The sequence below is a fragment of the Candidatus Culexmicrobium sp. genome, assembly GCF_058356305.1.
Genome location: NZ_JBTVBB010000017.1, coordinates 24,061 through 36,648, shown reverse-complemented (window position 1 = coordinate 36,648; position 12,588 = coordinate 24,061). Strand labels below are relative to the sequence as shown.

Below are 12,588 nucleotides of genomic sequence, written 5' to 3'. Positions count from 1 at the left end.
AGAGGGGCGGCGGCATGCTGATGCTGGACGCCCATCCCGACCCCAGATCACCCAATGTCGGTCTAAGCCCCGCACCCCCATGAACGCCGCCGTCCAGGCTTAGGGCCGCTCCATTCCTGGCCTAACCCAATTCGCCTGGCAAGGATGATTCGACCCTTCCTCCGAAGGGTCTATCATCCTCCGGCGACCCCATGGGACGAGGCTTCATCGCCGAGTCATTGGGGTCTGTGGTCATTCAAGGCGCCTCGCATCAGCTTTCGGCCCGCCATATCGACCGTTTGCGGTGCAGGGTTTTTCCCTGCAAGGGGAGGCCGAGCCCCCCACCTAGCCGCCGCCCCATAGTTTTCTTTGAAAGGTGAGGTTTAAATTTTATGGCTTGATTTTAAATAGAAATTGGATTTGATGGGATTTACGCCGGGGGCGGGATTCGAACCCGCGCGGCCTTTCGGCCATCGGCTTTCTGCATCATATATAGCAAGCCGACGCCCTAACCAGGCTAGGCGACCCCGGCTCAATATTTAAAGGGAATTATTTGGTGATAAAATTTTCCTTTCACTAATATCTTACTTCACATTCTTTGTGTTATATTTTAATTTATGTTTGTATTATGATTTTGTGGAACTGGTGTTGTTTGGTGTTTAGGGAGAGGGCGGAATGGGATATACTGTGATTGACTTGTTTGCTGGTGCAGGTGGCTTTTCAAGGGGTTTTAGGGATGCTGGCTTTAGAATTGTAGCTGCCATTGAGAATTTTAAGCCTGTGGCTAAGACTTATGCTGAAAATTTTCCAGAGGCTTTATTGATTGTTGAGGATATTAAGAGGGTTCATTCGAGGGATATTCTTGACTTAGTTGGTTTTTCTCCTGATGTTGTGATTGGTGGCCCGCCTTGTGAACCCTTTACTTCATTGAATATAAAGAGGAGAAAGAATCCTATTGATAGACTATATAGTGATCCTATTGGACGGCTTGTTCTGCATTTTATAAGGATTGTTGGAGACTTACAGCCTAAAGTCTTTGTTATGGAGAATGTTCCTAGTATTTTGAATGGTGAATTAAAGTATTACTTAAAGTATGAGTTTGCTAGAGCTGGTTTTCCAGAAGTTTACTTTAATATTTTAAGAGCTGAAAATTATGGGACGCCTTCTAGGAGGAGGAGAGTTTTCATTTCAAATATTCCTCTTCATCCTGTATCTTTAAGAGTTAGAATTCCAGTTATTAAGGCCATTAGTGATTTACCTGATCCATATGGTTTCCATGATGTTCCAAATCATCAACCAGTTCCTTTATCTCCTTCTAAGCTTAGGAAAATTGCGAGGTTAAAGTGGAATCAAGCACTTTTCTATTTTAGTGGTTCTGGTGGCCGTTTTTATTCTAATTGGATTCGTTTACATCCGTATAAACTTGCCCCTACAGTTCTCGGTAATTCAAGGTTTATCCATCCCTTTGAAAATCGTCTTCTAACTGTCAGGGAGCAAGCTAGATTAATGGGCTTCCCTGATGATCATGTCTTTTATGGTGGTCGTGACGTTCAGTTTAATCAAGTTGGTGAAGCTGTTCCAGTACCTTTGGCTAGAGCTATCGCGAAAAGTGTTAAGAGTTACCTAGAAAATCATTAATTGTGGATGGATTGATTATGATGATGCAGAATGTTATTGTTGTATTACACAATGTACAGTCTGTTCAACGAGTTATTGAAACTGCTAAAATATGCTATGGTCTCGGTTATAGTACATTGGTAATTTCAAAGGCTATTGGAACTGCTGCTCAATCAGGTGTACCTGAAGCAAATAAGATTGCCATGAGGCTAGGTAAAAGATTGTTATGTGTTCCAGATATTCAAGATGCAATAGAACTGCTGAAACCTGATAAAGTGTTTTTATATGCTCCTAAACCATACGCGAAAAACTTGTTTGATCCAGAAAAAATAATTGAGGATATAAGTCGGGGAAGATTAATTATGATAATTTTTGGCGGTTTAGAGCCTGGATTAAGTTCAAGAGAACTCTCATTAGGAGAAACTTTCTACATTGACTTACCTGGAGAAGTTAGCTCTATTGGTGCCATGACAATAGTCTTATACTTGATATACCATAAATGTTCTTTTCATAGTTAATTGTAGGTCTAATTCCAATATTAATGAAGGTGAAAGCTGATACTACATTTACATGATTATCGGAGTTGCAATAAATTGTAGTTGATGGATTTTGCCATATTGAAGTGTTTAAAGTAGATGCGTATGGCTATTTAAACTATAACATTGTAATTGCCAATTAAGATTCACTTGTTAGTGAGTAATTTATGGATGGTAAAAGTAGATGTTAGCTTGTTCTGTGTTTATATAATAGTTTAATTAAAATGAATTGGCATGTGAAATTATGAGTTATAAAAAGAAAAGCATAAGGGAATTATTTGAAAAATATGCTGAAAATTATGATAAATGGTATGATGTAGCTGAGAATAAATTGGCTTATATGGCTGAATCAAATGCGCTAAGTAGTTTCCGAGAACAGGGTTTAGCAATTGAAATTGGTGTTGATAGTGGTAGATTTGCATCTAAATTAGACATCCATTTTGGTGTGGATATATCTTTAAAATTGCTTTTAAAAGCTAAGGAGAGAGGTGTTAATGTTATTCTTGCAGATACAAGTTATCTTCCAGTTAAAAATAAAGTTTTTGATGAAGTATATTTTATATTGACCCTATGTTTTTAGTTGAAGTTGACAAAGCTATAATTGAAGCTAAAGGAATTTTAAGGAAAAATGGAAGGATGGAAGGTTAATTGTAGCTTTTATTCCTAAAGACAGTCTATTGGGTAGAAAGTATATTGAAAAAGCTATTAAAGAACATAAATTCTATTCTAAAGCTAAGTTTTATAGTTTAAATGAAATATTAAACTTAATTACTAAACTTGGATTTAAAGTTGGGAAGATAGCTTCTACACTTGGACCTAAAATTGATTATATGATTGAGGGCTATGATTCAAAGCATAGTTTTTGCTGTATTGAATTTAGGACTTTATGATCTAAATCCTAGTGAGCTACTAATTATTCTTTAAATAGTTTTGGTGGGCGGGCTGGGATTCGAACCCAGGACCTCCGCCGCGTCAGGGCGGCATCCTAGCCAGCTAGACGACCCGCCCTCTCCACATAATCTATGTTCTAAATTGTCAATTTAATATTTCGCTTGACATAAAAAGTAGTGGGGGTTTATAGTTTTTCTATTAGTTGGGTGAGTGTTGACTTTACTTTCTCTATTTTTTCTTTTAATTGCTTGTTTTCTTTCTCTTTCTGTTTTATTTTGTCTTCTAGTTCCTCTATTTTCTTCTTCATTTCTTCTATTCCCTCTATCGGTATTGTTGGCATTTCCATTTTTACTCCTTCTTTAATGAATTTTTGGAGGGTTTCTCTTACTAGTTGTCCAGCTTTTGTTTTTCCTGTTAGGTGGTTTCTTATTGTGGCTTCACTTCTTCCTAGTTCTTCTGCTATTCTCGGTATAGTCATTTTCGCTCTTTCTCTTGCTATTGCTCCTGCAGCTACTGCTAATGAGTCAACCCATGTTAGTCTTTCCCCTGATTCTCTTAGCATTTCTAATACTTCTGACCTGAATAATGTTCCGATTAGTAGGGCTGCTTCTAGTCTATGTATTTCCTCTCTTCCTATTGGGTTTAGATTAACCGTTATTTCACTCATCTTATTTCCTCCTTTACTACTCTTCTACCTAAACTTAATGTCTTTTTAGGATAAACAATTATTCCTTTATCAGTTATATCAAATGGATGTCTAGTCATTGAGTGGGAGGTTCCCCTCATTTTCCATACAATTAGACTTCTAAATAGTCTTCCATTTATTTCGTCTAGATCTAGTCTTATTATGCCGTCAGCTGCATGTTCTACTCCTGGTCCGCCAAATCCTCTTTCAGTTACGCTTACCTGTGAAACTAATATGGATGTACATCCCAATCCAGCTAACACCTTTTTTAGTTGCATTACTACTCCTCGAGCAATTGCTGGCTTTGTTATATATAGTGTTGTAACTGAGTCTATTACTGCTCTCTCAGCCTTAACGTCTCTTATAGCTCTTCTTACAACATCTACAAGTGATGTAAAATCATCTGGTGCTGGTACTACATATTTTTCTCTTTTTGCGGCTTCTCCGATTCCTCCAGTAAATGCATCTACCACTGCCATTAATCCTTCTTCCTCGAATTTTCTAATATTCCATCCAAATTGCGACATGTTTACTCTCACTTGTACTGGGTGTTCTTCTAGGGCTACTAGGACACCTGGTTCACCTCTTAATAATCCATTGTATAGGAATTGTTGGCCGAATATGCTTTTACCTGTTCCTGGCCCTCCTGAGAGTAGAACTACATTTCTTCTAGGTATTCCTCCATGTAGTATTTCATCCATGCCTGGTATTCCTGTTTTTACTCTTTCTACTGGCATGTTTACACCTTCTAAAATGATTTTATTTTGCTCTTTAAATAAAGTGTTATATTATAAATTAAGTTTATCGCAATAAAGTTGAAATAATTTCTTTTAATGTTAATTTAAATTGGATAAGTCTATAAGGGTTAATTTGTAATTATTGTCTGTGGGCCGGTAGCTCAGCCTGGAAGAGCACCTGCCTCGCACGCAGGGGGTCGCGGGTTCAAATCCCGCCCGGTCCACCATTTTAAACTTCAAGTTAAGTCTGAATCAAGCTCTTTTAATCCCTTAAAGAGGAAGATTTCCTGACATTTTCACTTATCATTTCTTTTCTCTTTAACGAGTGATGACTTTTCTCAGCTAAGACTCTGTGAAATTGTTTAGATTATCTTTTTTCCTGGGTTCATTATATTGTATGGGTCTAACGTATTTTTTATTAGTTTGAATATTTCAAGTGTTTCTTTGCTGTGTTCTAGGTGTAGGTATGGTTTTTTGGCTAATCCTATGCCATGTTCCCCGCTTAGTGATCCTTCTAGCCTTATTGCTGCTTTGAATACTTCTTCTTTTATTTTATTTATTTCTGGTTTCCATGCTCTGCTTTTTTCTATTAGTATGCATGGGTGTAGATGTCCGTCTCCTGCATGGCCGAATACTGCTATTGGTATGTCATGCTGTTTGGAGATTCTTTTTATTTCCTTTATTAGACTTGGTAGTTTTGATATGGGTACTACTATGTCTTCATCTACTCTTCCACCATATATTGTTTCAAGGGATTCTCCTGCTAGTTTTCGTTTGTTCCACATTTCATTTGCATTGAAGAAGACTAGTGGTCCTGGTTTTTCTATTTTGAATTTTTCTATTGTTTGTGCTAGTTTTTCTAGTTCTAGGTTTATTTCCTCTGTTTTTCCTTCAATCTCCATTAGGATGGCAGCTTCAGTTAGGGGGAATTCTGCTTGATGTACTTTGTTTATTGCTTCCATGGTTAAGTAGTCGATTATTTCTAGTGCTGAGATGTTGATTGTACTTCTTGTTAGGTTGACTATTGCTTTTCCTGCTTCTTCAATGTTATTGAATGGGATTATTATTCCAATTCTTTTTTCAGGTATGGGTGCTAGTTTTAATAGGATTTTTGTTATTAGGCCTAGGGTTCCTTCACTTCCAATGAATAATCTAACTAGATCGTATCCTGAAACCCACTTTTTTGTTCTAGATCCAATCCATATTTTGCCTATTGCTGATGTTATTACTTCTAGTCCTAGAACCCAGTTTCTCATTGTTCCATATTTGAAGCTTCTTGGTCCGGCTGCATTTTCAGCTACCATTCCTCCAATTGTGCATTGATCGCCTGTGGAGGGGTTGGGTGGAAGGAATAAGTTGTATTTTGCTAGATGTGCATTTAAGTCATCATATATCATTCCTGGTTCAACGAGAACTTGCATGTCTTCTGGATATATTTTTAGAATTTTATTCATTCTTCTAAAGTCTATAACTATTCCATTTTCTACTGGTACTGCTCCACCGCTTAGTGATGTACCTGCCCCTCTAGCTGTTAGTGGAACTTTATATTTTACTGCAATTCTTACTGTTTCTTCTATTTCCTCTACATTTTCTGGGATTACTGCTGCTATTGGCTTTGCTTTTAAGTATGATTCATCCTCCATGTATGGTTTTAACATGTCTTCCTGGATTATTAATCTTGATTCGAAAATTTCCCTTAATTCAAGTATTGCTTTATTTATGGTCAAGTAGACCGCCCCTCACGTTTTACTCTGTACTGACTTTTAATTTAGGAAATTTTACTGTTTATTTAGTTCCTTCTCTAGTACTACTAATATCTCTCCATATGACTCTAGTATATGGCTGAATATATGTTCAATTCTTCCAAGACTATTTATTATGTCTCTGATTTTCTCCGCCATTTTTATCCTTAATTCTCGTTGTGGTTTTCGGTGGAGTTGGATGATTTGTTCTTTAAGTTCTTCTAAGTCTTTCATTAGTATCTTGCTTTCCTCTGTTAGATTATTTATTCTTACTTCCATTTTCCTAACTTCTTTCTCTAATATTCCTGACATTTTATCTCATGAAAAGTAGATTAGTGTTACTTATAATGGTAACGTTAACACTTTCCCAGCTTGTATGATAAATTTAATGTTTAGATTGCTAGAAATATTTGTACAGTGGAGTTTGGGTAATTTAATTTGACTTTGTGGTGTTGTGTATGGTGAAGATTGTTAGGTTTGGTGTTTCTGTTCCAAGAGAGTTGCTTAAGGATTTTGATAAAAATTTGAAGTATATGGGTTTCAGAGATAGGTCTAAGGCTATTCAAGTTGCGATGCGTAATTTGCTTAGTGAATATAGATGGACCAGGGATATAGAGGGAACTTGTACTGGTGCTATAATTTTACTTTATGATCATACTGTTAAAGGTTTAGAGGATATGTTAACCGATGTTCAACATGATTTTACCAATATTATTACTTCTACAATGCACATACATTTGGATGAGAGAAATTGCTTAGAGATTATAGCTGTTAAGGGAGAAGCTAAATCTATTAAGAAATTAGCATATAAGTTGACTAATATTAGAGGAGTGAAGCAATTAAAGATTGCAGTGGTTGCAGTTTAAATGTCGTGAAACTCATCTATTAAGAAATGTTAGTGTGAAATGACTTACTTTCCATTGTCATCCTATAATTTTGTTGTTAAATTAATTTGAACTTTGAATATCGGTTGCTAAGGAATTTACTTGTTTGATGGGCCCGGGGGGATTTGAACCCCCGACCCCTCGGTCTCTATAGGAGTTGTGGTTGCCATGGATTTTCTCTATTTATTCTAACTCCATATCAGCCGAGTGCTCTTACCGAGCTGAGCTACGGGCCCTGATACATTAGTTTATTTCTTCTCAATAGGTTTAAAGTTTTCTTTTACTTAAAATTTTAATGGTGTGGGTATGGGTGTTGCTGATGATGAGTTTGACTTTATTGTTAGAGCTGGTAGTATTGTTTCTTCAATTTTAAGGTATGCTTCCAGTATTGTGAAGCCTGGTGTTCCAGTTATTGATATTTGTGAAAAGCTTGAGGGCTATATTATTGATTTAGGTGGTAAACCTGCTTTTCCTTGTAATGTTTCAATTAATGATGTTGCTGCTCATTATACTTCTCCTTTGAATGATTCTTCTATTATACCTGAGGATTCCCTGGTTAAAGTTGATGTTGGCGTTCATGTTGATGGATATATTGCTGATGCTGCTGTGACCTTTTGTTTTAATTCTAATTTTACTGATTTGGTGGAGGCCTCCAAGGCTGCTCTTGAGAGGGCTGTTGAGGCCATTAAGCCTGGAGTGTATATTAGACAAGTTTCAAGGATTATTGAGCGTACTATTAAGAGTTTTGGTTTTAAGCCTATTCGTAACTTGTCTGGTCATTTGATGAAGAGATATCTTCTTCATGGTGGTAAAAGTATTCCGAATGTCTCAAGTAGTTATGATGAAGTTTTCTTGGAGGGTGAGGTTTATGCAATTGAGCCCTTCGCTACAGATGGTGCTGGATATGTTGAAGATACTCGTGAAGCCTACATTTACAGTTTTTCTAAGATGAAGGGTTTTGAGAGTTCTTTTGAAAAAAGGATTTTGAGGAAGATTAGGTCTAAGTTTAGAAGTTTACCCTTCTGTGAGAGATGGCTTGTTAACTTTGTTCCTCCTTCTATGGTAAAGCTTCTTCTTAGAAGGATGGTGGATAGGGGGGCTTTACATTCATATCCAGTGTTAAGAGATGCAGGTGGAGGAATGGTTTCTCAAGCTGAGCATACTATTATTGTCCTTAAGGATAGCGCTATGATTGTTACTGGTAGTTAATTTCATTCCATATCTGTCCGTCTTATTATGGTTTTTGTTATACAAACTTGTTATCTATTGAGGTTTGGGAATACTGAACATATATTGTCCTTAACTCCTCGGATTTCATGTGATTCCTTCCTGAAGATATGGTTTGACCATGTTTCGATTAGGGGTAGTAAGGTTATCATCACGACAGCACCAAGAAGATATATCGAATTAAGACTTGTGATAGGTGATTATCAACAGAGGTTTATTGATGCTTGGAGGAAAGGTGAATTTAAGGTTGAGGAGATAATAGTAAATGAGAGACATGTCTTAATACCGTTTAGGAAGACTATCGATCTGACTAATCCAAATGAGTGGATAGCTCTCGACATGAACGAGACGAATATCACAGGAGTAAATACCAATCCACACATCTATCGCTGGAACATATCTAAATTACGTAGAATCTACTTGACATACCGCGAGATAATGTGTAGAATTCAAGCTATCAGGGGAAGGAGAAGAAAGAGGGTATTAGAGAAGTACTCCATATAGACTTTATTTTATCCAGTTCAGATTGTATCAAGGCGATCCTTGCCATAGAGATCAATCCCATGAACCACTTTAAGGGTTTATTGTTACATTGTAGTTGGCATGGAAAATTTTAGGATGGGTGAATATGTAAAATTTAAATTGACTTTCATCATAATTTTGATGGTGACTGTTTTGGGGAAGATTGTTACTCTTGAGATTGTTATTCGCGGCGATATTATTGAGAAAAACTTTATTCTAAAGCTTGGCAGTTGTTTGTCTGAGTCTAAGCTTAGAGCTGATTTTAGTTCTTCAATTATTGTACCACCTTTTCGTAAGGCTGTTGCTAAACGGTATCCCTCTCTTGGAGTTTTGTATGTTACGGTTGATGTAGAGGATCGTTTTGCCTTTGAGAATATGTTGAAGAAGCTTTGTGATCAATATGGAGTGAAGCTTATTTCTCTTGAGGAGTTATATGAGTAGAGTTTAGAGGATGAATAATTTGAGTTTAAATCTTAAGAGAAGGGCTGTGCTTCTAGTTGTTATTACTCTTTTTCTTTTGATTGTTTATTTTTTAACCAGCGAGCTTGAGGGGAGGTTGCGTTACGGTCTCTTAATTTTTCTTATGGCTGCGTCTCTTTGGATTACTGAAGCTGTTCCCTTAGTTGCTACTTCGTTTCTAATAGCTTTTTCTCAGCCCTTACTTGGAATACAGTCATTTAGTGGTGCTTTGAAATCTTTCTTTGATCCTGTTGTTGTCTTGCTTTTAGGTGGTTTTCTTTTAGCTATAGCTCTTGAGAAGTATGATTTAGACGAGTATTTCGCTTATAGAATTGTTCGGTTGTTTGACTCGAGACTGAAAATAGTTGTTCTAGGACAGATGCTTGCGACTGCATTCTTATCGATGTGGATAAGCAATACTGCTAGTACTGCTCTAATGATTACTATTGCCCTTAGACTCATAGCTAGCGTTAAAGATGAAAAAGGGAATTTCTCTAAAATAATGGTTCTTTCAATAGCTTACTCTGCGACTGCTGGTGGAATAGCAACATTGATTGGGACAGCACCAAATGTCTTGGCGGCTGGTTTCCTGAGGAAAACTGTTGGTTATCAGCTTGGATTTCTAGAATGGTTCATGTATGGCTTACCAGTAACTCTTCTCCTCATATTTCTGATCTGGCTTCTACTTTTTACAATTTTTCCGGTTAAAATTCAAGAATTTCGGTTTAAACAAGAAAAATATTGTAAGCCACTAAATAAGAAACAGAAACTGACATTAATCATTTTCTTCTTCGCAGTGGCAATGTGGCTTACAGAGGATCTCCCTGAACCCTTAGTTACTATAATTGGTTGGAAGGGTCATGGCTTGTCCTCGAGTATGGTGGCTCTTTTCGTCTCCATCATTCTTTTCTTGATAGGCTTATTAGACGAGCATGACTTACCGAAGGTGAGTTGGAATACTTTACTATTATTTGGCGGAGGTTTAAGTTTAGGTGCTGGTCTGGAGGCTTCTGGCTTAACGGATTGGTTTGCGAAGATTTTGCTTGAAGCTGCATTAATAGATTCAGGGGCAATAACTATTTTTCTCTTCGGCTTTTCAGCCTTAATCTTCAGTATAATAGCAAGTAATACTGCAAGTGCAAGTATTTTCATTCCGATAGCCATTTCAGTTGCCCTTGAGACAGGTATGAATCCCGTAATTCTCGCAGTTTTAGTTGCAATATGTTCAAGTCTAGACTTCATGCTTCCAGTAGGAACACCACCAAACGCCATAGCCTATAGTACTGGAAAGGTGAAAATGCGAGAGATGATAAAGGCGGGAACATTACTTGACATATTTGGGTGCTTATTCACTATAGTTTTGGCGATAATTTTGTGGCCTCTACTTTCCTAGTATATGTAAAGACTGATGTTATAAATTGCCTCAATGGATGGAGAATAAAGTTTAGATGAAGCCCCGGGCGGGATTTGAACCCGCGACCACTGCCTTACCAAGGCAGCGCTCTAACCCGACTGAGCTACCGGGGCTCTTTATTTTATTAACGTTTTTATGGTATTTGAGTTTAACTTTATTTGGAGTTGTAGATTTCATTTACTTTTTGAGAGAAATAAGTTTGATTTACTTGTTCTTTGGCTGTTCTCTGTCATCCTACTAGGTCCATGAATCTAGCGCATCTTACACATACTTCCTGGCCTTCTCTTTCTGTTATACAGTTTGGACATACTCTTACAAAGCACATTTCACATTTAGTTAGTTTTTCGTCACTTATTTCTACACCACATATGGGGCATTTAACCATGACTTCACACCTTGTCTATTTGTTTCACTTAATTATAGTTTCTTAGTATTTATTAGCTTAATTATGGTGTATGCGTTTGATTTATTTAATATTACTGGTTATCATAGTCTAGTGTAGATTATGTCGGATTTAGAGTTGCTGAGTGTTGCTATAGACTTGTTGAGGTGTGGTAGGATTATTGCTCTTTGTACTATTATTGCTAAGGAGGGTTCTGCTCCTAGAAATGTAGGTGCTAAGATGATTGTATGTGAGGATGGTAAAGTTTATGGAACTATTGGTGGAGGTGTTTTTGAGAGATTACTGATTGATGAGGCGTTAAGGGCTATAAGATTGAAGAGGTCTCGTGTGAAATCATTTTCTTTTGGTGATTTTAGGAAGGGTGATATTTTGACTGGCTTAATTTGCGGTGGGAGACTTTCAGTTTTCATTGATGTTATTGAGCCAAAGCCTAGATTGATAGTCTTGGGTGCTGGGCATATTGCTAAGCCTTTAGTTGAATTTGCTCATATTATTGGTTTTGAGACTATTGTAGTTGATGATAAAGGTGATATAGCTAATAGAGAAAGATTTCCAAGGGCAAGTGAAATTTATGTTAAATCTGTAAATGAATTTTTCAATGACTTCAATTTTAGGAAGGATGACTTCCTAGTTATTATCTATGGTGATATTGATCGTGATTATAATGCTTTGAGAAGAGCGCTTAGATTAAATTTAAGATATGTTGGATTGATTGGTAGTAGGGGTAAAATTGATAGTTTTAAGAGTAAGTTGATGGATGAAGGTTTTTCCGTTGATTCCCTTAATTCTCTTCATGCACCAATTGGAATTGATATTAATGCTGAAACTCCAGAGGAAATAGCAGTTAGCATTATTGCTGAGATAATTAAGGTTTATAGGAGTAGGGGGAGTTGATTTCACTTATAATTTTAGCTGCAGGTGAATCTAGGAGATTTGGTAGAAATAAGTTATTATTTCCAATTCTCGGCGTTCCAATGATTAAGAGAGTAGTTACTGCCGCTTTAAATTCAATGGTGGATGAAGTTATTGTTGTTCTGGGTTTCGAGGCTGAACTTATAGAGCAGGTGATTAAGGATCTTCCATGTAAAATTGTTGTTAATAACTGGTATTATCTTGGAATGAGTTCATCAGTTAAGGTTGGCCTCGGAGCTGTTCCTAAGAATGCTGAAGCTGTTGTTATCCTTCCCGGCGATTATCCCTTAATTAAAAGTAGTGATATAGATTTAGTTATTGAAACTTATAGGAAAACTAATTCCCCTATCGTCATAGCTTCTTATGGGGGGAGGCGTGGCCATCCAGTTCTTTTTAGCCAAAGGATTTTTCCAGAGTTGATGAATATTGATGAAGAGACGATGGGATTAAAATCTATTCTCCATCGACATGAGAATGAGATTGTCTTAGTTGATACTAATAATGTTGGCGTCTTAATTGACATTGATTCCCCCGACGATTTAAACCGTATAGAGGGGTTATTAACTTAGTCTTGGGGAAG

General features: G+C 37.0%; 16 protein-coding genes, 5 tRNA genes and 1 other RNA gene. 12 read left to right on the top strand and 10 right to left on the bottom strand.

Annotated elements, in window-relative coordinates; translation table 11 throughout:
- Positions 1 to 6: 6 nt before the first annotated feature.
- Positions 7 to 335: signal recognition particle sRNA (ffs, locus tag ACW8TM_RS05260), an RNA gene on the bottom strand.
- 77 nt (positions 336 to 412) lie between these two features.
- Positions 413 to 511, bottom strand: a tRNA-Ser gene (locus ACW8TM_RS05255).
- A 143-nt stretch (positions 512 to 654) separates the two neighbouring features.
- Between ACW8TM_RS05255 and ACW8TM_RS05250 the strand changes: the two genes are divergently transcribed.
- The 4 genes from ACW8TM_RS05250 (at position 655) to ACW8TM_RS05235 (ending at position 3,022) form a co-directional block, all read left to right on the top strand.
- On the top strand, positions 655 to 1,617 hold the full coding sequence (locus ACW8TM_RS05250; RefSeq protein ID WP_491532226.1) for a DNA cytosine methyltransferase: 963 nt from the start codon (positions 655 to 657) through the stop codon (positions 1,615 to 1,617).
- 17 nt (positions 1,618 to 1,634) lie between these two features.
- On the top strand, positions 1,635 to 2,114 hold the full coding sequence (locus ACW8TM_RS05245) for a RecB-family nuclease (protein ID WP_491532225.1): 480 nt from the start codon (positions 1,635 to 1,637) through the stop codon (positions 2,112 to 2,114).
- A gap of 262 nt (positions 2,115 to 2,376) precedes the next feature.
- A complete protein-coding gene (locus ACW8TM_RS05240; protein WP_491532224.1) occupies positions 2,377 to 2,712 on the top strand; it encodes a class I SAM-dependent methyltransferase in 336 nt (111 codons plus the stop codon).
- Between the two features lie 97 nt (positions 2,713 to 2,809).
- The gene (locus tag ACW8TM_RS05235; protein ID WP_491532223.1) at positions 2,810 to 3,022 is read left to right on the top strand and encodes a hypothetical protein; all 213 of its coding nucleotides are present in this window, start codon (positions 2,810 to 2,812) and stop codon (positions 3,020 to 3,022) included.
- Positions 3,023 to 3,063: 41 nt separating this feature from the next.
- On the opposite strand, the gene ACW8TM_RS05230 is transcribed toward ACW8TM_RS05235, so the two are convergent.
- From ACW8TM_RS05230 to ACW8TM_RS05220, 3 genes are all read right to left on the bottom strand, one after another.
- Positions 3,064 to 3,140, bottom strand: a tRNA-Val gene (locus ACW8TM_RS05230).
- Positions 3,141 to 3,207: 67 nt separating this feature from the next.
- On the bottom strand, positions 3,208 to 3,690 hold the full coding sequence (locus ACW8TM_RS05225) for a hypothetical protein (protein WP_491532222.1): 483 nt from the start codon (positions 3,688 to 3,690) through the stop codon (positions 3,208 to 3,210).
- The gene (locus tag ACW8TM_RS05220) at positions 3,687 to 4,445 is read right to left on the bottom strand and encodes a KaiC domain-containing protein (RefSeq protein ID WP_491532221.1); all 759 of its coding nucleotides are present in this window, start codon (positions 4,443 to 4,445) and stop codon (positions 3,687 to 3,689) included. The genes ACW8TM_RS05225 and ACW8TM_RS05220 overlap by 4 nt, the downstream gene beginning before the upstream one ends.
- A gap of 150 nt (positions 4,446 to 4,595) precedes the next feature.
- Between ACW8TM_RS05220 and ACW8TM_RS05215 the strand changes: the two genes are divergently transcribed.
- Positions 4,596 to 4,672 (top strand) — tRNA-Ala (locus ACW8TM_RS05215).
- A gap of 135 nt (positions 4,673 to 4,807) precedes the next feature.
- On the opposite strand, the gene ACW8TM_RS05210 is transcribed toward ACW8TM_RS05215, so the two are convergent.
- Positions 4,808 to 6,172 carry an FAD-binding oxidoreductase gene (locus tag ACW8TM_RS05210; protein WP_491532220.1) on the bottom strand — a complete coding sequence of 455 codons (1,365 nt, stop codon included), beginning with the start codon at positions 6,170 to 6,172 and terminating at the stop codon, positions 4,808 to 4,810.
- Between the two features lie 51 nt (positions 6,173 to 6,223).
- Complete coding sequence (locus tag ACW8TM_RS05205; RefSeq protein ID WP_491532219.1) at positions 6,224 to 6,499, bottom strand: hypothetical protein; 276 nt, start codon at positions 6,497 to 6,499, stop codon at positions 6,224 to 6,226.
- A gap of 146 nt (positions 6,500 to 6,645) precedes the next feature.
- Here ACW8TM_RS05205 and nikR point away from each other — a divergent pair, with 146 nt between their 5' ends.
- Entirely contained in the window at positions 6,646 to 7,053 is a 408-nt protein-coding gene (gene nikR, locus ACW8TM_RS05200) for a nickel-responsive transcriptional regulator NikR (RefSeq protein WP_491532218.1), read from the top strand.
- A gap of 128 nt (positions 7,054 to 7,181) precedes the next feature.
- Here the strand turns inward: nikR and ACW8TM_RS05195 are convergent.
- Positions 7,182 to 7,307: transfer RNA gene (locus ACW8TM_RS05195), tRNA-Ile, on the bottom strand.
- 70 nt (positions 7,308 to 7,377) lie between these two features.
- On the opposite strand from ACW8TM_RS05195, the gene map reads away from it, so the two are divergent.
- The 4 genes from map (at position 7,378) to ACW8TM_RS05175 (ending at position 10,672) form a co-directional block, all read left to right on the top strand.
- Positions 7,378 to 8,280 carry a type II methionyl aminopeptidase gene (map, locus tag ACW8TM_RS05190; protein WP_491532217.1) on the top strand — a complete coding sequence of 301 codons (903 nt, stop codon included), beginning with the start codon at positions 7,378 to 7,380 and terminating at the stop codon, positions 8,278 to 8,280.
- Between the two features lie 84 nt (positions 8,281 to 8,364).
- Positions 8,365 to 8,802, top strand: coding sequence for a hypothetical protein (locus tag ACW8TM_RS05185; protein ID WP_491532216.1), 438 nt, complete (start codon positions 8,365 to 8,367; stop codon positions 8,800 to 8,802).
- 171 nt (positions 8,803 to 8,973) lie between these two features.
- Positions 8,974 to 9,261: a hypothetical protein gene (locus tag ACW8TM_RS05180; RefSeq protein WP_491532215.1), complete on the top strand. Its 288-nt coding sequence runs from the start codon at positions 8,974 to 8,976 to the stop codon at positions 9,259 to 9,261.
- A gap of 19 nt (positions 9,262 to 9,280) precedes the next feature.
- A complete protein-coding gene (locus tag ACW8TM_RS05175; RefSeq protein ID WP_491532214.1) occupies positions 9,281 to 10,672 on the top strand; it encodes an SLC13 family permease in 1,392 nt (463 codons plus the stop codon).
- Positions 10,673 to 10,731: 59 nt separating this feature from the next.
- On the opposite strand, the gene ACW8TM_RS05170 is transcribed toward ACW8TM_RS05175, so the two are convergent.
- Positions 10,732 to 10,806, bottom strand: a tRNA-Thr gene (locus tag ACW8TM_RS05170).
- A gap of 116 nt (positions 10,807 to 10,922) precedes the next feature.
- A complete protein-coding gene (locus tag ACW8TM_RS05165; protein ID WP_491532213.1) occupies positions 10,923 to 11,078 on the bottom strand; it encodes a hypothetical protein in 156 nt (51 codons plus the stop codon).
- Positions 11,079 to 11,198: 120 nt separating this feature from the next.
- Here ACW8TM_RS05165 and ACW8TM_RS05160 point away from each other — a divergent pair, with 120 nt between their 5' ends.
- Complete coding sequence (locus tag ACW8TM_RS05160; protein WP_491532212.1) at positions 11,199 to 11,990, top strand: XdhC family protein; 792 nt, start codon at positions 11,199 to 11,201, stop codon at positions 11,988 to 11,990.
- Complete coding sequence (locus ACW8TM_RS05155; protein WP_491532211.1) at positions 11,987 to 12,577, top strand: nucleotidyltransferase family protein; 591 nt, start codon at positions 11,987 to 11,989, stop codon at positions 12,575 to 12,577. The genes ACW8TM_RS05160 and ACW8TM_RS05155 overlap by 4 nt, the downstream gene beginning before the upstream one ends.
- Positions 12,578 to 12,588: the final 11 nt, after the last annotated feature.

Coding starts and splice junctions, on each gene's coding strand:
- ACW8TM_RS05250 (WP_491532226.1), top strand. CDS start 655: ATGGGATATACTGTGATTGACTTGTTTGCTGGTGCAGGTGGCTTTTCA.
- ACW8TM_RS05245 (WP_491532225.1), top strand. CDS start 1,635: ATGATGATGCAGAATGTTATTGTTGTATTACACAATGTACAGTCTGTT.
- ACW8TM_RS05240 (WP_491532224.1), top strand. CDS start 2,377: ATGAGTTATAAAAAGAAAAGCATAAGGGAATTATTTGAAAAATATGCT.
- ACW8TM_RS05225 (WP_491532222.1), bottom strand. CDS start 3,690: ATGAGTGAAATAACGGTTAATCTAAACCCAATAGGAAGAGAGGAAATA.
- ACW8TM_RS05220 (WP_491532221.1), bottom strand. CDS start 4,445: ATGCCAGTAGAAAGAGTAAAAACAGGAATACCAGGCATGGATGAAATA.
- ACW8TM_RS05205 (WP_491532219.1), bottom strand. CDS start 6,499: ATGTCAGGAATATTAGAGAAAGAAGTTAGGAAAATGGAAGTAAGAATA.
- nikR (WP_491532218.1), top strand. CDS start 6,646: ATGGTGAAGATTGTTAGGTTTGGTGTTTCTGTTCCAAGAGAGTTGCTT.
- map (WP_491532217.1), top strand. CDS start 7,378: ATGGGTGTTGCTGATGATGAGTTTGACTTTATTGTTAGAGCTGGTAGT.
- ACW8TM_RS05165 (WP_491532213.1), bottom strand. CDS start 11,078: ATGGTTAAATGCCCCATATGTGGTGTAGAAATAAGTGACGAAAAACTA.
- ACW8TM_RS05160 (WP_491532212.1), top strand. CDS start 11,199: ATGTCGGATTTAGAGTTGCTGAGTGTTGCTATAGACTTGTTGAGGTGT.